The sequence below is a fragment of the Aeromonas sp. S18(2024) genome, assembly GCF_041402525.1.
GTDB lineage: Bacteria > Pseudomonadota > Gammaproteobacteria > Enterobacterales > Aeromonadaceae > Aeromonas > Aeromonas enteropelogenes.
In genome coordinates this window covers 261,583-286,123 of record NZ_JBGLQV010000004.1, presented here as the reverse complement: position 1 = coordinate 286,123, position 24,541 = coordinate 261,583, and the positions used below count along the sequence as shown (strand labels likewise).

Below are 24,541 nucleotides of genomic sequence, written 5' to 3'. Positions count from 1 at the left end.
TTGTTTTTGCATTTGTAATTTTATTACGTAATAAATTACATGGCATGCCTGTTTTCACCAGACCGAATTACCCATCACCCCGCGATGAAAAGCAGAAGCATAACCATCTGCGTAGAGCTTTTATACCAACCACATAAATCATTAAAAAACATAAAGTTAATCATCACCCAAAAACGGGCGTTTAAAAAAAGTTGTTGACGCAATCGGCAATATTTCGCACCGTATGAAACGTGTTATCCCGTTGTTACGGGAAGATTACAGGAACAGGGATCGACTTTAGTCGTAGTTAATAAGTTCAAAATGTAATTCTCAAAGGAGTGAATCTTATGTCGGCACCAGCCCAGACCCACTGCAGCGCACGCCTTCGCATCCAGGGCGCCATGCTTCCCGATTACGCGCAAATCCTGACGCCGGACGCAGTGGCCCTGGTATCCGAACTGGTGGAACGTTTTGCCCCCCAGCGGGACGAATTGCTGAAACAACGTGTGGCCCGTCAGGCTCGCATCGATGGCGGTGAGCTGCCGGACTTCCTGCCGGAGACTGCCCACATCCGCGAGGGAAACTGGACCATTCGTGGCATCCCCGCCGACCTGCAGGATCGCCGCGTGGAGATCACCGGCCCGGTCGAGCGCAAGATGGTGATCAACGCCCTCAACGCCAACGTCAAGGTCTTCATGGCTGACTTCGAAGACTCCCTGGCGCCGGCCTGGAACAAGGTGATCGAGGGTCAAATCAACCTGCGCGATGCGGTGAACGGCACCATTGCCTATACCAGCCCCGAGGGCAAGGCCTATACCCTCAATGCCGATCCGGCCGTGCTCATCTGCCGGGTGCGCGGTCTGCACCTGCCGGAAAAACATGTCACCTTCGATGGAGCTCCCATCCCTGGTGGCCTGTTCGACTTCGCCCTCTATTTCCTGCACAACTATCAGGCGCTGCTGGCTAAAGGGTCCGGTCCCTACTTCTACGTCCCCAAGCTGCAGAGCCACCTCGAGGGGCGCTGGTGGAGCGAGGTGTTCGCCTGGACCGAAGACAAGTTCGGCCTGCCCCGCGGCACCATCAAGGCCACCGTGCTGATCGAGACCCTGCCGGCGGTGTTCGAGATGGACGAGCTGCTCTATCAGATGAAGGATCACATCGTCGCCCTCAACTGCGGCCGCTGGGACTACATCTTCAGCTACATCAAGACCCTGAAGAACCACCCGGATCGCGTCCTGCCGGATCGCCAGGTAGTGACCATGGACAAGCCGTTCCTCTCCGCCTACTCGCGGCTGCTGATCAAGACCTGTCACAAGCGCGGCGCACTGGCGATGGGGGGCATGGCCGCCTTCATTCCAGCCAAGGATGCCGCCGTCAACGAGCAGGTCTTCGCCAAGGTACACGCCGACAAGCAGCGTGAGGCCGACAACGGCCACGACGGCACCTGGGTGGCCCACCCGGGGCTGGCCGACACCGCCATGGCGGTGTTCAACGCCGCCATTCCGGCCGGTGCACAGAACCAGATCGGCGTGCTGCGTGAAGAGGATGCCCCCATTACTGCCGCCGACCTGCTGGCCCCCTGCGAGGGCGAGCGTACCGAGGCGGGCATGCGCACCAACATCCGGGTTGCCCTTCAGTATCTGGAGGCCTGGATCAACGGTAACGGCTGCGTGCCCATCTACGGCTTGATGGAAGATGCGGCCACCGCCGAGATCTCCCGTACCTCCATCTGGCAATGGATCCGCCACGGCAAGAGCCTCTCCAACGGCCAGGTGGTGACCAAGGCTCTGTTCCGCCAGATGCTGGCCGAAGAGCAGGAGGTGGTCAAACGCGAGGTGGGTGAGGCACGCTGGCAGGCTGGTCGCTTTGCCGAGGCAAGCGAGCTGATGGAGCAGATCACCTGCGCTGATACCCTGATCGATTTTCTGACGCTGCCCGGTTACGAGCGGCTCTGAATCACGGGCCCCGGAGGGGGCTCGCCAATAACAAGTCAATGGAAACGTGAAATCAATGAAAGAGGGAACTGATATGGCACTGACCCGTGAGCAACAGATCCAGGCTATTGAGAAAGACTGGGCCCAAAACCCCCGCTGGAAAGGGATCAAGCGCGGCTACAGCGCCGAGGACGTGGTGAACCTGCGCGGCAGCTTGCAGCCGCAGCACACCCTGGCCCAACGCGGCGCCGACAAACTGTGGGAACTGATCCACGGCGAGGCCAAAAAAGGCTACGTGAACTGCCTCGGCGCCCTGACCGGCGGCCAGGCGGTACAGCAGGCCAAAGCCGGCATCGAGGCCATCTACCTCTCCGGCTGGCAGGTCGCAGCGGACAACAACCTCTCCTCCACCATGTATCCGGATCAGTCCCTCTATCCGGCCAACTCGGTGCCGTCGGTGGTGGAGCGCATCAACAACTCCTTCGCCCGTGCCGACCAGATCCAGTGGGCCAACAAGGTAGGGCCGCAGGATGAGGGCTTCATCGACTACTTCCTGCCCATAGTGGCAGATGCCGAAGCCGGTTTTGGTGGAGTGCTGAACGCCTTCGAACTGATGAAGGGAATGATCGAGGCAGGCGCCGCCGGCGTTCACTTCGAAGATCAGCTGGCTTCCGTGAAAAAATGCGGCCACATGGGTGGCAAGGTGCTGGTCCCGACCCAGGAAGCGGTGCAGAAACTGGTGGCAGCCCGTCTGGCAGCCGATGTCTGCGGCACCACTACTCTGGTGATCGCCCGTACCGACGCCAACGCGGCCGACCTGCTGACCACGGATGCAGATCCTTATGATGCCGACTTCCTGACCGGTGAGCGCACTGCCGAAGGCTTCTACAAGGTACGTGCCGGCATCGATCAGGCGATTGCCCGTGGTCTGGCCTACGCCCCCTACGCCGACATGGTGTGGTGTGAAACCGCCAAACCGGATCTGGACGAGGCACGCAAGTTTGCCGAAGCGATCAAGGCCAAGTTCCCGGATCGCATCCTGGCCTACAACTGCTCCCCGAGCTTTAACTGGAAGAAGAACCTGGACGATGCCACCATCGCCCGCTTCCAGCAGGAGCTGTCCGACATGGGTTACAAGTACCAGTTCATCACCCTGGCAGGCATCCACAACATGTGGTTCCACATGTACGAGCTGGCCTACCAATACGCCCGTGGCGAAGGGATGAAGCACTATGTCGAAATGGTGCAGCAGCCCGAGTTTGCCGCTGCCGAGCGTGGCTACACCTTCGTGGCGCACCAGCAGGAAGTGGGGACCGGTTACTTTGACAAGGTGACCACCGTCATCCAGGGTGGCCAATCCTCGGTGACCGCTTTAACGGGTTCCACCGAAGAGGATCAGTTCCACTGATCATCTGACGGCAGCAATCAAAAACCCCGGCCTGATGCCGGGGTTTCTTTTTGTCCGCTTGCCAGCTCACACCAAAGAGAGTCACCAAACGTGACGGGGGTATCAGAGCTCGAGGATCTCTTTGACGAAGGGGATGGTGAGCTTTCGCTTGGCGCGAAATGAGGCGTTGTCGAGCTGATTGAGGGTAGTAAGCAGGGTGCGCATGTCGCGGGAGAGGCGGTTTAGCAGGAAACGACCCACGTCGATGGGCAGTTTGAAGCCCCGCAGCTCGGCACGCAGCTGCAGGGCACTGAGCTTGCCTTCATCATCCAGCTCATCGAGATGGAAACTTACCCCCCAGTCGAGGCGGGAGGCGAGATCCGGCAGTTGCAGCCCCAGTTTGCGCGGCGCACTGCAGCCGGTCACGATGAGGGTTCCCTCGCCCTTCTCCTTCCAACGATTGTAAAAATCGAACAGGGCGCGCTCCCACAAGGCATTGCCGGCGATGGCTTCCAGGCTGTCGAGACAGACCAGCGGCAGGCTCTCGAGGGCATCCAGCATGCTGGGATCCAGCTGTTCGAACTGATCGAGGGAGAGATAGGCAGCGGCTGCGTCGCGGGCGTTGACCTCGGCACAGGTTGCATGGAGCAGGTGGGAACGCCCCGACCCCTTGGCTCCCCAGAAATAGAGGAAAGGTGCCCCCTGACCAATGGCCGCATTTTTGAGGGCGGTGATCAGATGAGCATTGTTGCCGGGATAAAAACTGACGAAGGTTTCATCGTCCGGTAGTTGTACGGCTAAAGACAGTTGGGCCGGTTGCTTCACTCGTTAGGCTTTGACTGTGACATTTGCTACCAAGTGTATCATCGCCGGGCCGGATAGAGAACCGCCCGGACAAGCCGGGCGGTATACAAAAGCCTTATAAAATCAGGGCTGCGACCATTGGTAACGCAATGCGCTGCCATTATCGTCAACCCGATGCAGGCGGCTCTCGAGCTGAAGCATGCGGGCCAGCTCGGCCTGATCACCCTGCAGGGTGAAATTGAAGGTGACCTGGTCCCCTTCCAGTTTGCCAATCTCCACCTTGCTCACGTTGGCCATCCCCTGCAGCATCTTCTGCACGGCGATCATGCTGTCCACATCAGAGAGCCCACTCACCACCAGACTCTGGCTGGAGGCCGGCCCCGAGACGCGGGCACCATAGTTTTTCACCAACCAGCCGGCCAGGGTGTCGGCAAAGCCCTGTGCCACCTCGGCCTGGGAGCCAGCCCCATTGCCCCGGGTCAGCTCGGCCACTTCACCACCGGCCTTGGGTCCGTAGAGACCCCAGTCGATGTTCCACTTTTCCCCTTCCGGCGTCAGCTTGCCCAGCACCACCATCTCGGCGCCATAGCGCTGACTCGCCTTGAGGATGGGATCGGCGAAACGGCCCCACACATCGGTCGCACTGACTGCCATGTTGTCGTCCAGATCCATCAGCGGAATGCTGACTGGCAGCCCCAGTGTCTGGGCCTGTTCACGCAGGGCCCTGGCCCAGCCATCGGCGGATTGATCCGCAAGCAGGCGGCGCTCCCCCTGATCCACTACCAGCCAGATCGCCACCTGGGGGCGAACCGGGCCCAGCAGGGCATACTGGCTGTCGGCCACCAGCCGGTTGACCTTGTCGCTCTTGAATTCGGCCTTCAGATACTTGACCGAATCCAGATCCTGATAGCCGTAGCTCTTTACATAGTCGCCGGGAGCCGCCAACGCCTTGGCCACCGCTGGCTGGCTGAGGATATCCCGCTTGCCGGTCACCTTGACCAGAACTTCTCCCAACGCCTGGGACTGGGCCGCCGTCATATCGCCGCTGGTGGGCGCCTTGCCCTGATAGAGATCGGTCACCTGGGCGGCAGAGGCCATGAAGGAGAGACCGCAACAAAGAGCGGTGATTGCGCGTTTGAACATGAATATCATCTCGAACAGGGAGCCTGTGGCTATGGTAGCGGCAAGGCGCGCCATGCAGCAAGGCTGCCAGAAACAACAGAGCCGGCAGAATGCCGGCTCGGAATGCCGCTCACCCGAACAGGGGCGGCTGATTGCATCGGCTTACTTGGTGCCGAAGATCTTGTCACCGGCATCGCCCAGACCCGGGACGATATAGCCCTTCTCGTTCAGCCCCTTGTCGATGGAGGCACAGAACAGCTCCACGTCCGGGTGAGCGGCTTCCAGCGCCTTGATCCCTTCCGGGGCGGCAACCAGCACCAGCACCTTGATGGAGTGGCAGCCTTTCTTTTTCAGCAGGTCGATGGTGGCGATCATGGAGCCGCCGGTGGCCAGCATGGGGTCGATAACCAGGGCCAGACGCTCGTCGATGTTGCTGACGATCTTCTCGAAGTAAGGCACCGGCTGCAGGGTCTCTTCATCGCGGTAGATGCCGACCACGCTGACGCGAGCGCTCGGCATGTGCTCCAGCACGCCGTCCATCATGCCCAGACCGGCACGCAGGATGGGCACGACGGTGACCTTCTTGCCCTTGATCTGGTCAACTTCTACTGGCCCATTCCAGCCATCGATGGTAACCTTCTCCGTTTCGAAGTCAGAGGTCGCTTCGTAGGTCAGCAAACTGCCCACTTCTTTGGCCAGTTCACGGAAACGCTTGGTGCTGATATCGCCTTCACGCATCAGACCGATCTTGTGTTTGACCAGGGGATGTTTGACTTCAACGACTTTCATTATTATCTCCTCTAACTGCCGCAAAAAAATCGCGGAATCATACAACAAAAGCCGCCGCTTGTAGAGTTTTTCCGCGCAAAAATGCGCAAACGATTTCCTTTCTGGTTTTTCCCCCGCACTGCTAGAATACGCCCCGAATTTTACCCTCCACTTCTTCACATGACGGGGAATACTCGTGACAGACAAAACCTCACTGAGCTACAAGGATGCTGGCGTGGATATCGATGCCGGCAATGCACTGGTTGAACGTATCAAGGGCGTGTCCAAACGCACTCGTCGTCCTGAAGTCCTTGGTGGTCTTGGCGGCTTTGGGGCCTTGTGTCAAATTCCTGCGGGCTACAAGGAGCCGGTGCTGGTCTCCGGTACTGATGGGGTGGGCACCAAGCTGCGCCTGGCCATCGATCTGAAAAAACACAACACCGTGGGCATCGATCTGGTGGCCATGTGCGTCAACGATCTCATCGTGCAGGGTGCCGAGCCTCTGTTCTTCCTCGACTACTATGCCACCGGCAAGCTGGATGTGGACACCGCCGCCGCCGTGGTCACCGGCATCGGTGAAGGTTGCGAGCAGTCAGGCTGCGCCCTGGTGGGCGGCGAAACCGCCGAGATGCCGGGCATGTATGAGGGGGATGACTACGACATCGCCGGTTTCTGCGTCGGCGTGGTGGAGAAGAGCGAGATCATCGACGGCAGCAAGGTCGGCGAAGGGGATGCCCTGATCGCCCTGGCCGCCAGCGGCCCCCACTCCAACGGTTTCTCCCTGATCCGCAAGATCCTGGAAGTCTCCCAGGCCGACGTGCATCAGCCGCTGGGTGACACCACTCTGGCCAATGCCCTGCTGGAGCCGACCCGTATCTACGTGAAACCTGTGCTCAAGCTCATCAAGGAGTGCGAGATCCACGCTCTGTCCCACATCACCGGCGGCGGCTTCTGGGAAAACATCCCGCGCGTCCTGCCGGCCAACACCAAGGCGGTGATCGACGAACAGAGCTGGCAGTGGCCGGCGGTGTTCAGCTGGCTGCAAGAGGCCGGCAACGTGACCCGTCACGAGATGTATCGCACCTTCAACTGCGGCGTCGGCATGATCATCGCCCTGCCGGCAGATCAGCTTGAAAAAGCGCTGACCCTGCTCAAGGCCGAAGGCGAGAACGCCTGGCACATCGGCCATATCGCCAAGGCGGCCGATGGCGAGGAGCAGGTCATCATCCAATGATGCGGATCCTGGTCCTTATCTCCGGCAGCGGCAGCAACCTGCAGGCGATTCTCGACAGTTGCGCCGCTGGCAAGATTGCCGGTCAGGTGGTCGGCGTCATCAGCAACAAGGCCGATGCCTATGGTCTGGTGCGCGCCAGGGAAGCCGGCGTGGCCACCAGCATCCTCGCCCAGCAGCAGTTTGCCAGTCGGGAGGAGTATGACGCCGCCCTGCTGGCGCTGATGAACGACTATCAGCCCGACCTGGTGGTGCTGGCTGGCTTTATGCGGATCCTGAGTGCCGACCTGGTGCGGCACTTTGCCGGGAAGATGATCAACATCCATCCCTCCCTGCTGCCCAAGTATCAGGGGCTGCATACCCATCAGCGCGCCATCGACGCCGGTGACGACGAGCACGGCGCCAGCGTCCACTTCGTCACCGAAGAACTCGACGGCGGCCCGGTGATCCTGCAGGCCCGCGTCCCCATCTTTGAGGGGGATGAGGCCGATGAAGTGGCAGCAAGGGTACAGGCCCAGGAGCACAGCATCTACCCGCTGGTGGTGCAGTGGTTCTGTCAGGGCAGGTTGCGGATGCAGGAGGGCGACGCCTTCCTGGATGGCACACGGCTCGGCCCGGCGGGACATGCCTGCGAGTAACCGCTAACTGCAGCAGTAAAACGCAACAAGGGAGGCTTTGGCCTCCCTTGTCATTTCTGCATACCCGAACAATGGCTGCATTAATTCAAAGCTGTTCACGACCTGTCGCGAGAAACCGTCAGCAAGGTCACAAGCCGCTCAGGAACCGGAGCGTATGGACATACGTGAGCACTCTTTGCTGCACATAAGCGAGCAGCACATGAGCCTTGATCACGGCTTCGCAGCAAGATCGTGGACTGGTTTACACCGGATTATCGATATCGATAAAGGTGACATCCAGCCCATGCACGGTGGCGAGCCACTCCCCCAAGGCCTTGATGCCGTAGCGCTCGGTGGCGTGATGACCGGCGGCGTAGAAGTGCATCCCCATCTCGCGGGCGGTGTGGATGGTCTGCTCGGAGGCCTCGCCGGAGATGAAGGCATCGATGCCCTGCTCCGCCGCCAGATTGATGTAGCTCTGTCCACCGCCGGTGCACCAGGCCACCGAGCTGATGAGCTCGGGACCGGTGTCGCCGCAGTGAAGCGGTTCACGACCGAGACGCTCGGCAATCAGTCTGGCAAAGTCGGCCCCGCTCATGGGGGTCTCCAGCTTGCCCACCATGGCGACGCTCTTGCTGTTCCAGGGCTCCAGCCCGCGGCGCACCTTGATGCCCAGCAACTGGGCCAACTGGGCGTTGTTGCCCACCTCGGGATGCACGTCCAGCGGCAGATGGTAGGCAAACAAATTGATGTCGTGGGTCAACAGGGTCTTGATGCGGCGCTGCTTCATGCCGGTGATCTGGGCCGGTTCGCCGCTCCAGAAGTAGCCGTGATGGACCAGGATGGCATCGGCGTTGGCGGCCACCGCCGCATCGATCAGGGCCTGGCTGGCGGTGACGCCGGTCACCACCTTGCGAATACGCTCACGCCCCTCCACCTGCAGGCCATTGGGACAGTAATCCTTGATGGTGTGCGGTTCGAGCTGATGATTGAGTACGGTTTCGAGTTTTCGATGAGAGATCATAAGGGTCCCTTATTAAGGCTCGAGCCCCTGTTTTACCAATAAAAACAGGGCCCAGGCTCAAAGCGCCAAGGGCCCCATGATAATCGAGCCGGGCCGGCAAGACCATGACAGCCCCTACATTCAGGCAGGCAGGTCGATCCCCGCCTCCCGCATCTGCGCCAGCTTGTAGCGCAGGGTACGCGGGCTGATGCCGAGCCGGTCGGCCACCTCCTTGCGACTGCCATTGCAGTCCTGCAGGGTGTCGAGAATGATCTGGTGCTCCTGCTGTTTGAGCTCGCTGCCGAGGCGATCCCCGCCATAACTGCGATCGGGCATGGTGCCCATCTCCTGCTCGTCCACCTCTTCCAGGATGAGATGCCCCTCGCCGATGACGCCGTCCGGGCTCAGGATGAGAGCACGCTGCACCACGTTGTCGAGCTCGCGCACATTGCCGGGCCAGGGGTGAGCCAGCAGACACTCGCGTGCGTCGGCCTCCAGTTGTGGCGTTGGCAAGCCCTGCTGGCTGGCATGCAGGGCCAGCAGGTGTTCCGCCAGCGGCAGTATGTCGCCGGGGCGCTCGCATAGGGACAACCAGCGCAGCGGGAAGACGTTGAGGCGGTAGTAAAGGTCTTCACGGAACAGGCCGTCCTGCACCGCTTTTTTCAGATCCCGGTTGCTGGTGGCGATAACCCGCACATCGAGGGGGATCATCTTGCGACTGCCGAGCCGCTCCACCTCTTTCTCCTGCAGTACCCGCAGCAGCTTGGCCTGCAGCCCAAGATCCATCTCGGTGATCTCGTCAAGGAGCAGAGTCCCTCCCTGGGCCTGCTCGAACTTGCCCGGGCACCCCTGCACCGCGCCGGTGAAGGCCCCCTTCTCGTAGCCGAACAGGGTCGCCTCCAGCATGTTTTCCGGAATGGCGGCGCAGTTGATGGCGATGAAGGGCTGCTCGGCGCGGCTGGAGTTGTCGTGAATGTAGCGAGCCAGCACCTCCTTGCCGGTGCCGCTCGGGCCGGTCACCATCACGGTCGCCTCACTTCTGGCCACCCGGGTCGCCAGCTGGAACAACTCGGCGGTCTTGGGATCCCCGTACACCACGGCGCGTTTTTCCACCTTCTGGGCCGGCACGTAACGGCTGACCTGATTGAGCAGCACCTCGGGGGAGAAGGGCTTGGCCAGGTAGTCGATGGCCCCTTCGCGCATGGCGCGCACCGCGCCGTCGATGTTGGCGTAGGCGGTCATCAGGAGGACCGGCAATTGCGGATATTGCTGGCGAATGGTGGCCAGCAGGGTCAGGCCATCCATGCCCCCCATCTGGATATCGGAGATCACCATGTCAAAGTTCTGGCGCGAGAGGGCAAGCAGGGCCCGCTCACCGCTGTCCACCTCACGGCACTCGTAACCGCCGAGCAGCAGGGTATCCACCAACGCCTCGCGCAGGCCATTGTCATCTTCAACTACCAGGATCCTGGCCTGTGTCATGCTACACCTCCAAGCTGCACCGACTGCTGATGCAGGGGGAACGACAGAGTAAAACAGGTGCCTTCACCAGGCACGGAGGCCACGCTGACCTCCCCCTGGTGGGCACGTACGACGGATTGCACCACCGCCAGTCCAAGGCCTGTGCCCTGGGAGCGGGTGGTAAAGAAAGGTTCGAACACCTGGCCGAGCTGATGACTCGGGATCCCCTTGCCATTGTCGATGACGCGCATCTCCACCCGGGAGCCACTGCGCACCGCACTCACCAGGAGCGAATCGGCCCCCGCCTGCTGGGCGTTGGCGATCAGGTTGTTGATGGCTCCCGAGAGCGCGTTGCTGTTGGCCAGCAGGCAGAGATCGGGCTCCGGCGCCTGTATGTGCAGCTCGCATCCTTGCTGCAGGCAGAAGGCCTCGGCCCCCGCCTGCACCTCGGCCATCAACCCCTGCACCGAGATGGGGGTGACCACCTGATTGTCGCCGTTGCGGGCAAACAGCAGGATGTCGTTGATCTGCTTTTCCAGATCCTTGAGCCTGTCCATCAGCTTTTGCTGAAACTGGCTGCGGGATTCGGGTTTGAGGGTGCGGTTGGCCAGGTTGGCGCCATAGAGCATGGCGGCAGAGAGTGGCGTGCGGATCTGGTGGGCCAGTGAGGCTGCCATGTTGCCAAGGGCCGACAACCGCTTCATGTGGTTGACGCGATCCTGCAGCTTGCGGGTCTCGGTGAGATCGTTGATGAACACCAGCTGGCCGGGCTGATCCGGCAGGGGCTGGGTCGAGAGCTGGACCCGGCGGCCATCGCGCAGGGAGATCTCGTGGCCGTCATCTTCCCGGGGTTCGAAGCAGCGGGCGATGACCTGACGCCAGAGTTCCCCTTCCAGCGGCTCCCCCAGCAGGGAGAGCGCGGCCGGATTGGCCCGGGTGATCACCCCGGCGCCATCGAGCAGCAACACCCCGGTGGGGAGTGCCGTGAAGATGGCGTAGAGCTGGCTCACTTCGTGGGACTGGAGTGGCATGTCCTGCTGCAAGATTGTCATAAAGCTGACCTCAAACTGGCAATTTGGTCAGCTCATTCAATTTTCATGCCACTAGATTAAATCAATTAAAACAAAGGATTAAAGACAGGCGTCAAGGCATTGACCCTTAGCCCTCCTTGCTCATCCCGTATTTTTTCATCTTCTCGACCAGGGTGGTACGACGCATGCCGAGCAGGTCGGCGGCGCGGGCCACTACCCCCTCCTGGGACTCCAGGGCCTGGCGGATCAGCTCTACCTCGAGGTCGGCCAGCATCTCCTTGAGATTGACCCCCTCCTCCGGCAACTGCATGGAGCGGGCCGAGCTGAAGGCGTGATCCAGCTCGGGCGGGTCCTGGAACACGGCAGCCAGCGCATCGCGCTCGTCCATCTCGGTCAGCCGCTCGTCCCGTGGCTCGCAGGGCAGCAGGCGGTAACGGCTCGGCAAGTCCGCCACATCGACGATCTGGTGCGGGTAAAGGATGAGCAGCCGCTCCAGCAGGTTGGAGAGCTCGCGTACATTACCAGGCCAGGGGTACTGCATCAGGGACTCCATGGCGCGCTGGGTCAGGCGAATGAAACCCTGGTGCTGCTCCGCATGGCGATTGAGCAGCTCCTGCAGCAGCAGGGGAATGTCATCACAGCGATCCCGCAGCGGCGGCGTCTCGATGGGGAAGACGTTGAGGCGGTAATAGAGATCCTCGCGAAAATCCTGGGTGCGGATCATCGCCTCCAGATCCCGGTGAGTCGCGGCGATGACACGCACATCGGCCTGGATGGGCTTGCCGCCACCGACTCTGTCGAACATTCGCTCCTGCAATACCCGCAGCAACTTGACCTGCATCGGCATCGGCATGTCGCCGATCTCGTCGAGAAACAGGGTACCTCCCTGAGCCAGCTCGAAGCGACCACGGCGAGCGGCGATGGCACCGGTGAAGGCCCCCTTCTCGTGGCCAAACAGCTCGCTCTCGAGCAGTTCGGCGGGAATGGCACCACAGTTGATGGGCACGAAGGGACCGGCACTGCGGGTTGATAGTTCGTGGATAGCCCGTGCCACCACCTCTTTACCGGTTCCGGATTCCCCCAGGATCAGCACGTTGGCATCGGTCTCGGCCACCTGACCGATGAGGCGGCGCACCTCCTGGATCCCCTTGCCCTTGCCCACCAGCAGGCGCAGCAGAGCCTGACCCTTGTCGTGGGTCTGCTGGCGAGGATGCAGGGAGACAAACGCCTGACAGAAATGCAGATGGCGAGTGAGGGATTCGTAAGTGATGGGGGCCTGCGCCACACCGATGAAATTGCTGTTGTCGAGATCGGCATCGATCAGGGAGAGAAACGGTGTGCGGGGAAAGGCCGCCAGCAGCTCGGGCAAGGGGCGCTCCGTCAGCTCACCCACCAATACCCCCTGCAGCGGGCCGGCGGATTCGATGGCAACGTCGAGGTCCCCTTCGGCCACATCCTGCCACGGGATCCCCATGAACGAGAGCACTGTTTCCAATTGCTGACGCCGTGCTTCATCGGCATCAACAATCAACACGCCCATCTCCACCATATCCACCTCTCGCGATTACATAGCTAACTTATTGTTTTATTTGATTATAAAACGCTCGTTGACGGTTCCTTTGCGGCACACAAAGTGCCAAAAATCCGACACATTGTCAAAAATTGTCGTAGTCAGGGTAAGTGTATCGACACAAAGAGGGGAGAAGATAAATTTTGCCAACGATTTTTTTGCGCAAGCAGAAACGGGGAAAACGGCCCGCCAGGCGGGCCGTGTCGGCACTCCCGACAAGCTCAGTGACGGGAATGGTGAGGAGCTGCGTAACGGCACTCGGGAAAACGACTGCAGGCGAGAAATAGCCGGCCGGCATGAGGGCCTTTTTTGGCTTCCCGCTCCACCAGCGGGGCATCGCAGCGAGGACAGTGGGGGGCGTCTTGCTCCTCATCATCCTCCGGATCGTCGAACAGCAGAGCGGCCAGCTCCTCTTCTGCTGGCTCGAACACGACGGTTGTCCTGGTGACAGCCAACTCGGGTTCGGTTGACGACAGCCCGGCCAGGGGGGCAGCCCGCTTGTGCTCTTTGCCTTCCACATCGACCCCATCGAGCAACAACGGGTTGAAGGTAGGTTCTCGCCGCTCCCCGGGCAGCAGCTCATCGGCCTGCGGTTCACGCCTCTTGGTCAACAGCGGCTGAAGCTGCTCGCGCAGATCTTCCACCAGATAGTGGCTGCCTGCGGGGATCTGCAGCAGGGGAAAACCGGCGCCGTCACAGGCCGCCTTCAGGAAGCTGTCACGCACCTTGCGCTTCTGGTGGCGGGGGCCGCTGTCATCAAGCTCGATGGCGCAGACAAAAGAGAGATCGGCGGGATGGCACAGCAGGTAATCAAAATGCTTGCCCCCTATCTTGCCCGCGTACTGCTGCCATTTGCCCTTGCCAAGGGCGGCCTGTGGCGCCAGCACATCGGCCACCGGCACCTTGGCAAAGACCCTGGCCTGTTCCCCTGCCGCCTGTTCCAACACGGTGAGAAAGGCCCGTTCGGCGGGGTTTAGCAGGGTCTCCTGCAGCTCATAGGGCAGACGCTGCGGGCGCCGGCCCCGACGCCAGACGATCGCCAGCACGAGCAGCGCCAGCAACAGCAAACCCGAAAGGATGAGGATATTCATGAAAACGCGATCCAGTTCACGACACGACAGGGCGCTCACTCTACCACAGCCGTCGTGGCACAAGGCAGCCGACAATTGAGGTGGATAAGCAAAACGCCCCGCTTTTTGTCCATTTGCCTGCGGACGGGGCTTCATATGGCCTGCCACAGCAGGCACAATGCTAGGGTCGGTTGAGATGACGTTGCACTCGCGACGACATCCCGGCCGGACCAAAAACCATTCCAAGGAGAGCAGGATGCAAAAGCAATTGGTGGTCACCGTGATCGGTGCAGACAAACCCGGGATCGTCGAAAGCCTGGCGGCCGTCATCAGCCGCGAGCAGGGCAACTGGCTGGGCAGTGCCATGAGTGAATTAGCGGGCCAGTTTGCCGGCATCCTCCATGTATCGGTTCCCGAAGCGCACTATCGCAGCCTGTGCGAAGCGCTGGCCATGCTGCCAGGCCTCACCATCAGCTTCGCCGAAGGAACCCCCTCGGCAGAGCCAGTCAACCAGATGATGATGACGGTCACCGGCAACGATCGTCCCGGTATTGTCCACGAGGTGGCCAGCATCTTGCGCCAGCTCAACATCAACGTGGCCGATCTCACCACCGGCTGTGAACCGGCACCCCATTCCGGCGCCCCGCTCTTCTATGCCCACGCGCTGGTCGCCCTGCCCGACGAGCTCGAAATGGAGACCCTGATCGGCGCACTGGAGTCCCTCTCCGACGATCTGGTGGTCGATATCGACGAGGGGTTTGGCGAATAATATTTTTGTCATTGAACTGTCATATATTCACGCCATACCAGCCCCTAAAACGGATCGACACAGAGGCACAAGATGAGCACCGACAAGCTGTATGAAGAAAAAGAGCTGAGCTGGCTCTCATTCAATGAACGGGTGTTGCAAGAGGCGATGGACAAGACGGTGCCCCTCATTGAGCGGGTCCGCTTCCTCGGGATCTTCTCGTCCAACCAGGACGAGTTCTTCAAGGTGCGGGTATCTGACGTCAAGCGCCGCATCCTGATCAACGAGGTACACGGCGGCGATGACGAAGCCAAGGTGTTGCTGCGGGCCATCCAGCAGAAGGTGATGGCCCTTGGCGAGGCGTTCGACAACACCTACAAGGAGCTGCTGATCGCCCTGGCCCGCCACAACATCTTCCTGGTCAACGAGAACCAGCTCTCCGAGAACATCCAGAAATGGCTGCGGGTCTTTTTCCGGGAGAAGGTGTTGCGCCACATCATCCCGATCCTGCTCAACAAGGAGGTCAACCCGGTCAAGTTCCTGAAAGACGAGTACACCTATCTGGCCATCGAGATGAAGAAGAATGGCCAGGTGATCCAGTACGCCCTGGTGGAGGTGCCGACCGACGATCTGCCCCGCTTCTTCCAGCTGCCGCCGGAGGGCACCCGGCGCAAGAAGCAGATCATCATCCTGGACAACGTCATCCGCTTCTGTCTCGACGAGATCTTCAAGGGCTTCTTCGATTACGACGAGATTGCGGCTTATGCGGTCAAGCTGACCCGGGACGCCGAGTATGACCTCTCGGATCAGCTGGACTTGAGCCTGGTGGACAAGATGAGTGATGGCCTGAAGCAGCGCCTCACCGCCATGCCGGTACGCTTCGTCTACGAGCGTGAGATGCCGGCCGCCATGATAAGCTTTTTAAAGCTCAAGCTACAGATCAGCTCCTACGACGCCATCATGCCCGGCGGACGCTATCACAACTTCAAGGATTTCATCGGCTTCCCCAACGTGGGGCGGGACTATCTGGAAAACCCCAAGCTGCCGGCCCTGGAGTGCCGCGACTTCGACGGTTTCGTCAACGCCTTCGACGCCATCACCAGGCAAGACATACTGCTCTACTACCCGTACCACAAGTTCCACCACTTCACCGAGCTGGTGCGCCAGGCGGCGTTCGATCCGGCGGTCAGTGCCATTCGCATCAACATCTACCGGGTTGCCAAGAAGTCGCGCATCATTCACTCCCTCATCGATGCCGCCAACAACGGCAAGAAGGTGACGGTAGTGGTGGAGCTGCGCGCCCGTTTCGATGAGGCGGCCAACATCGACTGGGCCAATATCCTGACCAATGCCGGAGTCAAGGTGGTGTTCGGGGTGCCGAGCCTCAAGATCCACTCCAAGCTCTGCCTCATCACTCGCCACGAAAATGGCGAAGCGGTGCGCTATGCCCACATCGGCACCGGCAACTTCAACGAGAAGACCGCCAAGATCTACACCGACTTCTCCCTGCTGACCCGCCACCCGGACATCACCGCCGAGGTGGAGAGCGTGTTCGAGTACATCGAATACCCCTACCGGCGCTACAAGTTCAACCACCTGCTGGTCTCCCCCATCAACAGCCGCCGCCAACTCTACCGGATGATCGACAACGAGCTCACCAACGCCAAGGCGGGCCAGCCCAGCGGCATCACTCTCAAGATCAACAACCTGGTGGACAGAGACCTCATCAACCGTCTCTATGCCGCGAGCCAGGCCGGGGTGCCCATCCAGATGATCATCCGCGGCATGTGCGCCCTGCGCCCGGGCGTGCCGGGCTTAAGCGACAACATCCGGGTCATCAGCATCATCGACCGCTTCCTTGAACACCCGAGGGTGATGGTGTTTCACAACAAGGGCAATCCCCAGCTCTACATCTCCAGCGCCGACTGGATGAGCCGCAACATTGACGGGCGGATCGAGGTGGGCACTCCCATCTATGACGAGCGGCTCAAGCAGCGCATCCTCGACATTCTCGAGCTGCAACTGAGCGACACCTGCAAGGCGCGGGTCATCGATGCCGACCAGAAGAACGAATACGTGAAGCGGGGCAACCGTCGCAAGATCCGCTCCCAGGTCGCGATTTACGACTACCTCAAACGTATCGAGGCCAACAATGGACAATAGTCTGTATGCCGCCGTGGATCTCGGCTCCAACAGCTTTCACATGGTGATCGCCCACCTCTCGGAGGGGCGCTTTCGCATCGTCGATCGCATCAAGGAGCGGGTGAGGCTGGTGGAAGGGATGGATGAGCAAAAGCGGATGAGTCCGGAGGCGATGGCTCGCGGCCTCGCCTGCCTGGCGCTGTTTGCCGAGCGGCTCACCAACATCAGGCCGGAGCATATCCGCATCGCCGGCACCTATACCCTGCGCCGAGCCAGCAACGCCCGCGAGTTTGTGAGCGAGGCGGCCAAGGTGCTGAACCACCCCATCGAGATCATCAGCGGTCAGGAGGAGGCGCGCCTCATCTATCAGGGGGTCGCTCATACCCAGCACATCGAGGGTCAGGTGCTGGTGGTGGACATCGGCGGCGGCAGCACCGAGCTCATCGTCGGTGAAGGGTTCGAACACAAGGCGCTCACCAGCCGCAAGATGGGTTGCGTCAGCTTTACCCAGAGCTTCTTTGCCGGCGGCAAGCTCACCGAGAAGGCCTTCACCAGCGCCGTGCTGGAGGCCCAGCACCAGCTCGCCCCCATCATCAACCAGTACCGCAAGCTCGGCTGGCAGAGCTGCCTCGGCAGCTCGGGATCGATCCGCACCGTGCGGGACGTGCTGCAGGGTGAAGGCTGGACCGACGGCGGTATCACCTTGGCGGGGCTGGAGCGACTCAAGGCCGAGATGATTGAACGCAAGCGGGTGGACAATCTCAAACTGAGTGGTCTGTCAGAGGAGCGCCAGGAGGTGTTCGCCGCCGCGGTGGCCATCCTGCTCGGGCTCTTTACCTCCCTGCCCATCGAGCGGATGGAGTACTCCGACGGCGCCCTGCGCGAAGGCTTGCTCTATGAATTCGAGGAGCGGCTGCAGCACCACGACATTCGCGAGCGCACCGCCCAGGCTCTCGGGCTGCATTACAAGATGGACAAGAGGCAGGCCGCCCGGGTCGAGCAGAGTGTCTTGGCCCTGTTCGATGCCTTGCAAGTGCCCTGGCAGATGCCGACCGAGCCCTATCGCGCCATCCTCGGCTGGGCGGCACGGCTGCACGAGATTGGCCTTGCCATCAACTACAGCGGCATCCATCGCCACTCCGCCTATATCCTGCAGCACACCGACTTGCCCGGCTTCAACCAGGACGATCAGGCCCTGCTGGCGGCCCTGGTGCGCTTCCAGCGCAAAGGGCTCAAACTCGCCGAGCTGCCCGCCCTGCCCAACCACGACGAGCAGACGGTGCTGCGCTGCATCCGCATCCTGCGCCTCGCCGTGGCGGCCCATCACAAGCGCCAGGATGACCTGCTGCCCGAGCTGCACGTGCAGGCAGCTGGCGATCAACTGGTGGTCAACCTGCCCGCCAGCTGGTGCGAGGAGAACCGGCTCTTGATGCAAAACTTGGAAAAAGAGCAGCGCTACTGCAATGAACAGGACTGGCCCCTGCTGTTTCACCTCACCTGACAAACCGGTCACTCACAGCAAAGCAAAAAGGCAGCCACTGGCTGCCTTTTTTCTTATGGGCTTCTTGCTTACGCCCCCTGCAGTTGCGGCAACAACAGCTTGGCAATTTCGAAGTAGATGATGAGACCGGTACCATCGACCAGGGTGGCGATGAAGGGCGCCGACACCACAGCCGGATCGATGCGAAAACGGCGCAGCACCATGGGGATCACCGAAGCGACGGTGGCGCTCCACAGCACGATGGCGATGATGGTCAGGGTCACCACCAATCCAATCTCGGGCCCAACCCCCAGGCTCCAGGCCCGCACCCAGGCGGCCAGCGCGATGGCCAGGGAAATCAGCACACCGGTGGAGAGCTCCTTTCTCAGCACCGAGCCCAGATTGCGCAGGCTCACCTCCCCCACTGCCATGGCGCGCACGATCGTGGTGGTGATCTGGGTGCCACTGTTACCGCCGGTGCCGATGAGCAGCGGAATGAAGAAGGCCAGGGCGATGACCGCCTCCAACTGCTCTTCAAACGCCCGCAGCACAGTGCCGGTGTAAGCTTCAGCCACGAACAGGACCAGCAGCCAACCTACCCGCTTGCGCCACAGCTGCCAGGGGGTCGCCTGCAGATAGGAGGTATCGAGGGGCGATGAGCCCCCCTGCATCTCGGCATCCTCGGTGGATTCGCGCTCCAGAATGTCGGCGGCATCGTCGAGGTGAAAGATCCCCACCAGGCGCCCTCTATCCTCCACCGGCAATACCTGGAGGTCACGGTCGATCAGCAGGCGCGCCGCCAGCTCCTGATCCGCCCGTGCATTGATCCGCACCGCTTCCCTGTCCATCAGGGTCGCTACGCTCGCCTGCGGGTCGGCGATCAACAGCGCCTTGAGGGAGATGCTCCCCAGAAGTTTGCCCTCCCCGTTGACCACGTAGATCTGGCGAAACAGCCTGGCGTTGTCCCAGGCATCGTGGAGCAGTTGCCGGGCCCGGCCTGCAGAGTCGGCTTCCCGCACCGCCAGATACTCCTGGCGCATGTTGGCCCCCACCGATTCGGTGGGCCAATCCAGCAGGGCCTCGTACATCTCCCTGGCCTGCGCCGGAAAACGCTCGAGCAGGCGGGGGCGATCCTTGCGACCCAGTTTGCGCAATATGGTCACCATCTCCCGACGGGGAATAGCCTCCTGCAGCACGCTGACGATGCTGCCATGCAACCTCAGCAGCAGGTTGCCGGCACTCTCCGCCGGCAGCGACCCCAGCAGGGCGCCCCCTTGCGTGACCGGCAGGGTGTCAAAGACACAGTTGAGCTCTTCGGCCTTCAGGGTCAGCAGTTGATCGGCGCGCTGGACCGGATCCAGATTGTGCGCCAGCCAACCCTGCAGGGCCGCCAGATCGAGCAGTTGATGACGATTGAGAAGGGTGTGTGTTTTCTTCATCACAGATATCCTCATGTGATTTCAGGCAAGCCTGAACACATCCGGCAGGGCGCCGGATGCGACGACAAGAAAACAGCAATTTGATTGACGAGTAATAGGCAGGAAATGACGCCGTTCGGCGTGTCATCATCCCCACGTACCAGCTTTAGCACTGCATAACGTATCCGGCATGCCGGAAGCCACTTGGGTTTACACCTTAATCCGATGAAAACTGTCCTGATCTTGGGCGTCTCTGGACGTCGTGAGATCAGTGGCCTGTGTTTATACAGGAGCCTCGCCTAACGAGATGCTGCAAATAATACGCACAACCCCTGTTGTGCGGGCGGCATGATCAGCCAATCGGCCAGAGGGGTCAACCCAGGGCGCGGCAAAAATAGCCATACGCAACAGCTTGTTACAATTGCCGGCGGATTGGGTGTGAGGCGGGATAACAAAAGGCCCCGAAGGGCCTTTGGTTATTTCATGCATCAGCGGATGTAGTCGAACAGGGTCAAGCGGCTTATCTTACTGAACGAGAGCTGGGAGGCGCTCAGGGCGGCGTCCTCCTTGGCCAGGGTCGAGATCACATCGTAGAGATCCGCTTCCGAGACCTTGGCCCGCGCCTCGGTATTGAGAGTGCTGAGCCCCTCGTTGGAGTTCATCACCTGCTCCAGGCTGTTCATCCGGCTGCCGAGATCACCCAGTCCGCGATCCATGTTGAAGCGGGCGTTGTTCATGTGCACGCTCGCATCGGCCACCGACAGCTGGAAGTTCTCCGGGGTGATGGAAGGATCGCGCAGGTCGTTGATGAAGTTCGACATGCCGTTCAGGATATTGTCGTTTTGCGGCGGATCCAGCACCAGCTCCTGGGCGGCGCCGCCAGCCGGCAGATCCAGGGTCAGCTCCATCCCGTTGAAGGGGATCTTGTTGCCCGCCACATAATCCCCCGACTGCACCGGGTTGCCTCCAGCATCCAGGATCTCGTAGGTATCCGGGGTACCCGCCGTGGTAGTGATGGTGTACTTGTTGCTGGCCAGGGAAGAGTCGTAGTTGTTGCGGTAGAAGCTGTCGAAGTTGCCCTGATCGGCGATCTCCACCTTGAGGTTGCCGGTAGTGGCGCTGGCGGTCCGGCGGGTGGCCACGATCTGGAACAGCCCCTGGCCCGAGTCGTTGGCCGCGATCTCGACGGTGGGCGAGACCTGGATGTTGCGCTGACCCGTGTCTCCCTGAAACACATAGTTGCCGCTCGCATCCTTGATGAAGGGCTGGTTCTTGCTCTGGTTGCCCCCGAAGATGTACTCCCCCTGGGAGTTCTTGCTGTTCATCAGGTCGAAGATCTGCTGTTGCAGCCCTTCCAGCTCGCTGGCGATGGCCTTGCGGTCATCGAAGCTGACCGCCGAGTTGTTGGCCTTCTGGATCAGGGTCTGGGCGCTCATCATGGCGGTGTTGATGGAGCTCAGCACCGTCTCCTCGTGACCCAGGCTGTTCTCCAGCAGACTGCCGTTGACCCCGTACTGCTTGAACAGATCGATCTCCTTGGTGAGGGCCATCTTCTGGCTCATGCCGGAGGGATCCTCCCCCGCCGTCTTGAACTTGTTGCCGGTCTGCAACTGCTCATAGGCGTTGGCGATCCGTTCGTTGGCGTTGTTCAGTGAGCTGAGGCTGCGGTTGTAAATCATGTTGGTGGTGATACGCATGAACTTACCTCACGGAAGAGAGCAGGGTGTCGAAGATGGTCTTGGCCGTGCTGACCACCTGGGCCGAGGCGGCATAGGATTGCTGGAAACGGATCAGGTTTGCCGCCTCCTCCTCCAGGTTGACCCCTGACACGCTTTCGTAGATGCCGGAACTCTGGATAAGCTTGGCCTCATTGGCCTTGAGCTGGGTACGCGCCTGACTGGTGTTGTTCCCCACCCCCATCACCAGGCCGGAATAGGCTTCGTTGAAAGTCATCTTGTCGTTGCTGGTATTGCCGCTGCTGCTCTTGCGCACCAGATCCTTGTTCTGCAGCTCGGCCAGCGCCAGGCCGTTGCTGTTGTCGGCAAAGCCATCCTCGTTGTAGCTGATGGTGAAGGTATCCTTGGGCTCGACCGTTCCAGTGATGCTGAACTCATAGCCCGGCGTCTGCTTGGGATCGCTGTAGACAGGCGTGCCCGCCGGGAAGGGGTTGACGATGGAGCCCATCAGGTTCTGCCCCTTGCTGGAGGCGGGGGCCACCCCGATCAGGGTGGTGCCGTCCTTTGCGTAGACTTCGTAGTTGCCGGCACTGTCGATCTTGATGACCTGGGGCGCGGCCGGATCCAGGCTGTTGGCGGTAAAACTCGAGCCGGCCCCGGTGTTGAAAATGCCGTTCAGCTTGATCTCGGCACTGCCAAAGTTGTTGCTGTCCTTGTCCCCCTTGAGGGGTGATGCCAGGGCCAGATCTTCGGGCCGGGTGATCAGTTGCTCCACCCCGGCCGCGGCATGTTTGGTTGGTTGCAGTAGCAGCTTGTCACCGGCGGCAGGCGCTCCGGTGAGATCCACCGAAAGACCATGGCCCGGGATCTCGAAAGTCATCGGCGGTGTTGTGCCCGTGGTGATGGAGGTACGGTTGCCGTCCTTGTCCAGGGAGAACACCTCGTATCCGGTCGCGCTGCTGAACTGGATCTCGTAATCGAAGGTGGTCACTTCCCCCCCCTTGCCGGGCACGAAGTTGACCGTGGCCCCCGCAGTACCGGCGTTGTCGCTGTAGGGCAACCCCTTGCTGCTGGGCAGGGAGAAGATGTCGCCGCCGATCTCGTTGTCCAGATCCATGCCGAGGTGGTTCTGGCGGTTCATGGCATCGGCCATGGCAATGGCCAACTGGCCCAACTCACGCTGGGTCGGCTCCAGATCGTCGCGGGCGGCAAACAGACCGCCCAGGGCGCCACCAAAGATGGTGTGGTCGATATCTGCCTCATTCTTGCCCATGGTCAGCTTGAGCTCCAGGGAGCGGGAGTCCGGATCGCCGGCCACCGTCTGGAACTGAGCCACGCCGCCGTCGAGCACCAGCGAGTGGCCGGTGCTGAGGTTGACCAGCATGCTGCCATTGGCCTGGGGCACGGTACGGATGTCCATCTTCTCGGAGAGCTTGCGAATGGCCTCGTCCCGCTGATCGAACAGCATCAGGTTCTCTTCGGGGGAACCCTGGGTGCGCAGGATGGCCTGGTTGAGGTCATTGATGCTGTTGAGCAGGCTGTTGACCTGCTTGGTCTCGTCCTCGATACGCTTGTTGATGGTATCCATCTGGGTGTCGAACTGACCGGAGAGGGTGTGGAAGCGGTTCACCAGATTGCCGAGTTCGGTCATGGTGGTCTTGCGCCCGCCAATCTCGGCTGGGGATTCGTTGGCGGTGTGAAACGCCTTGAAATAGGAGGTAATGGCCGTACCGACGCTGTTGCTGGTATCCCCGAGCAGGCCGTCGACGGTGGAGAGCTGTTCAAAGCGGGTGGCGGAGGCGTGATAGGCCGAGGTGTCACGGCGCATTTCCCCCTGGGCGTAACTGTTGATGACCCGCTCGGTCACCATGTCCCCCGTGCCCAATCCGATGGAATTGGTATAAACCAGCGTCCGTTCGCGCACATAGCCCTGGCTGTTGAGGTTGACTATGTTGTTGCTGGTGGTCTGCAGCAGGCGTTGCTGTGCCAGCACGCCCGAGGTACCAATTCCAAGCAGATCGCTTGCCATACGTTACAGCTCCCTTTCGTTGTATTGGGCAATGGCATCGCTGCGCAATACCTGTTTCAGTTTCCTGGCATAGTGGGGATCCGTGGCATATCCCGCCTGCTGCAAGGCTTCAAAGTAGCGGTCCGGACTGTCCACCTTGGCCAGCGCCCCCTTGTAGCGAGTGCCCGAGGTGAGGAAATCCACGTAGTCGTTGAAGCTCTCTTCAAACGATTCGTAAGAACGGAAGGCCGCCTTCTGGCGCGAGGCCACTCCTTGCTCATACTCCAGCGTGCTGACCACGGTTTTCGGCCCCTGCCAGCGCGGATCGGCCTTGATGCCAAACAGGTTGTGGGTTATCTGGCCTTCGCCATCCCGGATCACCCGCTTGCCCCAGCCACTCTCGAGGGCAGCCTGGGCCACCAGCACCGCCGGGCTCAGGCCCAGCTTGTCGGCCGCCTTCTTGGCCAGCGGCATCAGGCGGTTGACGAACTCCTGCGGAGTGTCAAAACCCTGGCTGCCATCCTGCGCAGTCGCACCAGCGCTGTGTCTGGGCCCCATCGGAGGCACGGTGCGGTGAGTCCGGCGCGGCGCGGCAAGGTCACGTTTCTCTTGCGCCATCTCCTTTTCAGCAAAATCTTTGCCAACTTTTGATGTTTCAATCAAATCGTTGGCGGCAGCGGTGGGCGGCTGATAGGGCTTGTAGACCCGCTCGGTACGCTGGGGCATCTTGAGGATGCGGCCATCGCTGTGGGTGAAGGTCTCGGGCGAAAGCTGTTTGGCCACCATGTTGGCCAGCCCCAAGCCCCCCTTGCTGGACATGTCGGCAACCCGCTGCTCGTCGAGCATCCCCTCATAGAACTGGGTATAGCTGCTGCTCATGGGGTTGTCCTGGGTCAGCACCTGGTTGGCCTGGCGCATCCCCTTGAACAGCATCTGGGTAAAGATGGACTCGAACTGACGGGAGGCGGCCTGCAGAGCTTCTGCTTTCCCCTCCTTGCTCTCGCTCTGGCTCATCTGGCGCAGGCGATCCAGGTTCTGGATATCCTGTACGACCCCGAGATTCATGCCGCTGTTGCTGTCAAATTCTGCCAT

19 protein-coding genes and 1 riboswitch are annotated in these 24,541 nt (G+C 60.8%); of the genes, 7 read left to right on the top strand and 12 right to left on the bottom strand.

The features are described 5' to 3' along the window. Positions 1 to 326: 326 nt before the first annotated feature. Positions 327 to 1,934 (top strand): malate synthase A, encoded by a 1,608-nt coding sequence (gene aceB, locus ACB034_RS09780; RefSeq protein WP_371172714.1) that lies wholly within the window; start codon positions 327 to 329, stop codon positions 1,932 to 1,934. Between the two features lie 73 nt (positions 1,935 to 2,007). Further along, entirely contained in the window at positions 2,008 to 3,321 is a 1,314-nt protein-coding gene (gene aceA / locus ACB034_RS09775) for an isocitrate lyase (RefSeq protein WP_026456134.1), read from the top strand. Between the two features lie 102 nt (positions 3,322 to 3,423). Here the strand turns inward: aceA and hda are convergent, their stop codons facing one another. From hda to upp, 3 genes are all read right to left on the bottom strand, one after another. Continuing rightward, positions 3,424 to 4,125: a DnaA inactivator Hda gene (gene hda, locus ACB034_RS09770; RefSeq protein ID WP_026456135.1), complete on the bottom strand. Its 702-nt coding sequence runs from the start codon at positions 4,123 to 4,125 to the stop codon at positions 3,424 to 3,426. 102 nt (positions 4,126 to 4,227) lie between these two features. Beyond that, a complete protein-coding gene (locus tag ACB034_RS09765; protein ID WP_042025550.1) occupies positions 4,228 to 5,247 on the bottom strand; it encodes a DUF2066 domain-containing protein in 1,020 nt (339 codons plus the stop codon). 141 nt (positions 5,248 to 5,388) lie between these two features. Continuing rightward, on the bottom strand, positions 5,389 to 6,015 hold the full coding sequence (gene upp / locus ACB034_RS09760) for a uracil phosphoribosyltransferase (RefSeq protein ID WP_026456137.1): 627 nt from the start codon (positions 6,013 to 6,015) through the stop codon (positions 5,389 to 5,391). A 175-nt stretch (positions 6,016 to 6,190) separates the two neighbouring features. Here upp and purM point away from each other — a divergent pair, with 175 nt between their 5' ends. Further along, positions 6,191 to 7,228: a phosphoribosylformylglycinamidine cyclo-ligase gene (gene purM / locus ACB034_RS09755; RefSeq protein ID WP_371172713.1), complete on the top strand. Its 1,038-nt coding sequence runs from the start codon at positions 6,191 to 6,193 to the stop codon at positions 7,226 to 7,228. Continuing rightward, a complete protein-coding gene (purN, locus tag ACB034_RS09750) occupies positions 7,225 to 7,863 on the top strand; it encodes a phosphoribosylglycinamide formyltransferase (protein WP_371172712.1) in 639 nt (212 codons plus the stop codon). The genes purM and purN overlap by 4 nt, the downstream gene beginning before the upstream one ends. Positions 7,864 to 8,104: 241 nt before the next feature. On the opposite strand, the gene ACB034_RS09745 is transcribed toward purN, so the two are convergent. The 5 genes from ACB034_RS09745 to ACB034_RS09725 all read right to left on the bottom strand — a co-directional run bounded on the left by ACB034_RS09745 (position 8,105) and on the right by ACB034_RS09725 (position 13,998). Then, positions 8,105 to 8,866: a Nif3-like dinuclear metal center hexameric protein gene (locus tag ACB034_RS09745; protein WP_371172711.1), complete on the bottom strand. Its 762-nt coding sequence runs from the start codon at positions 8,864 to 8,866 to the stop codon at positions 8,105 to 8,107. A gap of 120 nt (positions 8,867 to 8,986) precedes the next feature. After that, the gene (locus ACB034_RS09740) at positions 8,987 to 10,327 is read right to left on the bottom strand and encodes a sigma-54 dependent transcriptional regulator (protein ID WP_342017010.1); all 1,341 of its coding nucleotides are present in this window, start codon (positions 10,325 to 10,327) and stop codon (positions 8,987 to 8,989) included. Then, complete coding sequence (locus tag ACB034_RS09735; protein ID WP_042025453.1) at positions 10,324 to 11,358, bottom strand: PAS domain-containing sensor histidine kinase; 1,035 nt, start codon at positions 11,356 to 11,358, stop codon at positions 10,324 to 10,326. The genes ACB034_RS09740 and ACB034_RS09735 overlap by 4 nt, the downstream gene beginning before the upstream one ends. Positions 11,359 to 11,464: 106 nt before the next feature. Further along, positions 11,465 to 12,886, bottom strand: a complete 1,422-nt coding sequence (locus ACB034_RS09730) for a sigma-54 dependent transcriptional regulator (protein ID WP_061475492.1) — start codon at positions 12,884 to 12,886, stop codon at positions 11,465 to 11,467. 242 nt (positions 12,887 to 13,128) lie between these two features. Further along, positions 13,129 to 13,998: a DUF2726 domain-containing protein gene (locus ACB034_RS09725; RefSeq protein WP_371172710.1), complete on the bottom strand. Its 870-nt coding sequence runs from the start codon at positions 13,996 to 13,998 to the stop codon at positions 13,129 to 13,131. A gap of 235 nt (positions 13,999 to 14,233) precedes the next feature. On the opposite strand from ACB034_RS09725, the gene ACB034_RS09720 reads away from it, so the two are divergent. The 3 genes from ACB034_RS09720 (at position 14,234) to ppx (ending at position 18,368) form a co-directional block, all read left to right on the top strand. After that, a complete protein-coding gene (locus ACB034_RS09720; RefSeq protein WP_061475494.1) occupies positions 14,234 to 14,746 on the top strand; it encodes a glycine cleavage system protein R in 513 nt (170 codons plus the stop codon). Between the two features lie 72 nt (positions 14,747 to 14,818). After that, positions 14,819 to 16,888: a polyphosphate kinase 1 gene (ppk1, locus tag ACB034_RS09715; RefSeq protein WP_268854836.1), complete on the top strand. Its 2,070-nt coding sequence runs from the start codon at positions 14,819 to 14,821 to the stop codon at positions 16,886 to 16,888. Further along, positions 16,878 to 18,368, top strand: a complete 1,491-nt coding sequence (gene ppx, locus ACB034_RS09710) for an exopolyphosphatase (RefSeq protein WP_371172709.1) — start codon at positions 16,878 to 16,880, stop codon at positions 18,366 to 18,368. Before ppk1 ends, ppx begins: the two co-directional genes overlap by 11 nt. A 68-nt stretch (positions 18,369 to 18,436) precedes the next feature. Here the strand turns inward: ppx and mgtE are convergent, their stop codons facing one another. The 4 genes from mgtE to flgJ form a co-directional block, all read right to left on the bottom strand. Then, on the bottom strand, positions 18,437 to 19,786 hold the full coding sequence (gene mgtE, locus ACB034_RS09705; RefSeq protein WP_371172708.1) for a magnesium transporter: 1,350 nt from the start codon (positions 19,784 to 19,786) through the stop codon (positions 18,437 to 18,439). Positions 19,787 to 19,909: 123 nt separating this feature from the next. Next, positions 19,910 to 20,079: riboswitch (M-box (ykoK) riboswitch) on the bottom strand. 174 nt (positions 20,080 to 20,253) lie between these two features. Further along, a complete protein-coding gene (flgL, locus tag ACB034_RS09700; RefSeq protein WP_124238183.1) occupies positions 20,254 to 21,462 on the bottom strand; it encodes a flagellar hook-associated protein FlgL in 1,209 nt (402 codons plus the stop codon). A gap of 4 nt (positions 21,463 to 21,466) precedes the next feature. Further along, positions 21,467 to 23,470 (bottom strand): flagellar basal body rod C-terminal domain-containing protein, encoded by a 2,004-nt coding sequence (locus tag ACB034_RS09695; RefSeq protein WP_371172707.1) that lies wholly within the window; start codon positions 23,468 to 23,470, stop codon positions 21,467 to 21,469. Positions 23,471 to 23,473: 3 nt separating this feature from the next. Then, complete coding sequence (gene flgJ / locus ACB034_RS09690; RefSeq protein WP_371172706.1) at positions 23,474 to 24,541, bottom strand: flagellar assembly peptidoglycan hydrolase FlgJ; 1,068 nt, start codon at positions 24,539 to 24,541, stop codon at positions 23,474 to 23,476.

Coding starts and splice junctions, on each gene's coding strand:
- aceB (WP_371172714.1), top strand. CDS start 327: ATGTCGGCACCAGCCCAGACCCACTGCAGCGCACGCCTTCGCATCCAG.
- aceA (WP_026456134.1), top strand. CDS start 2,008: ATGGCACTGACCCGTGAGCAACAGATCCAGGCTATTGAGAAAGACTGG.
- ACB034_RS09765 (WP_042025550.1), bottom strand. CDS start 5,247: ATGTTCAAACGCGCAATCACCGCTCTTTGTTGCGGTCTCTCCTTCATG.
- upp (WP_026456137.1), bottom strand. CDS start 6,015: ATGAAAGTCGTTGAAGTCAAACATCCCCTGGTCAAACACAAGATCGGT.
- purN (WP_371172712.1), top strand. CDS start 7,225: ATGATGCGGATCCTGGTCCTTATCTCCGGCAGCGGCAGCAACCTGCAG.
- ACB034_RS09745 (WP_371172711.1), bottom strand. CDS start 8,866: ATGATCTCTCATCGAAAACTCGAAACCGTACTCAATCATCAGCTCGAA.
- ACB034_RS09740 (WP_342017010.1), bottom strand. CDS start 10,327: ATGACACAGGCCAGGATCCTGGTAGTTGAAGATGACAATGGCCTGCGC.
- ACB034_RS09735 (WP_042025453.1), bottom strand. CDS start 11,358: ATGACAATCTTGCAGCAGGACATGCCACTCCAGTCCCACGAAGTGAGC.
- ACB034_RS09730 (WP_061475492.1), bottom strand. CDS start 12,886: ATGGTGGAGATGGGCGTGTTGATTGTTGATGCCGATGAAGCACGGCGT.
- ACB034_RS09725 (WP_371172710.1), bottom strand. CDS start 13,998: ATGAATATCCTCATCCTTTCGGGTTTGCTGTTGCTGGCGCTGCTCGTG.
- ACB034_RS09720 (WP_061475494.1), top strand. CDS start 14,234: ATGCAAAAGCAATTGGTGGTCACCGTGATCGGTGCAGACAAACCCGGG.
- ppk1 (WP_268854836.1), top strand. CDS start 14,819: ATGAGCACCGACAAGCTGTATGAAGAAAAAGAGCTGAGCTGGCTCTCA.
- ppx (WP_371172709.1), top strand. CDS start 16,878: ATGGACAATAGTCTGTATGCCGCCGTGGATCTCGGCTCCAACAGCTTT.
- mgtE (WP_371172708.1), bottom strand. CDS start 19,786: ATGAAGAAAACACACACCCTTCTCAATCGTCATCAACTGCTCGATCTG.
- flgL (WP_124238183.1), bottom strand. CDS start 21,462: ATGCGTATCACCACCAACATGATTTACAACCGCAGCCTCAGCTCACTG.
- ACB034_RS09695 (WP_371172707.1), bottom strand. CDS start 23,470: ATGGCAAGCGATCTGCTTGGAATTGGTACCTCGGGCGTGCTGGCACAG.
- flgJ (WP_371172706.1), bottom strand. CDS start 24,541: ATGGCAGAATTTGACAGCAACAGCGGCATGAATCTCGGGGTCGTACAG.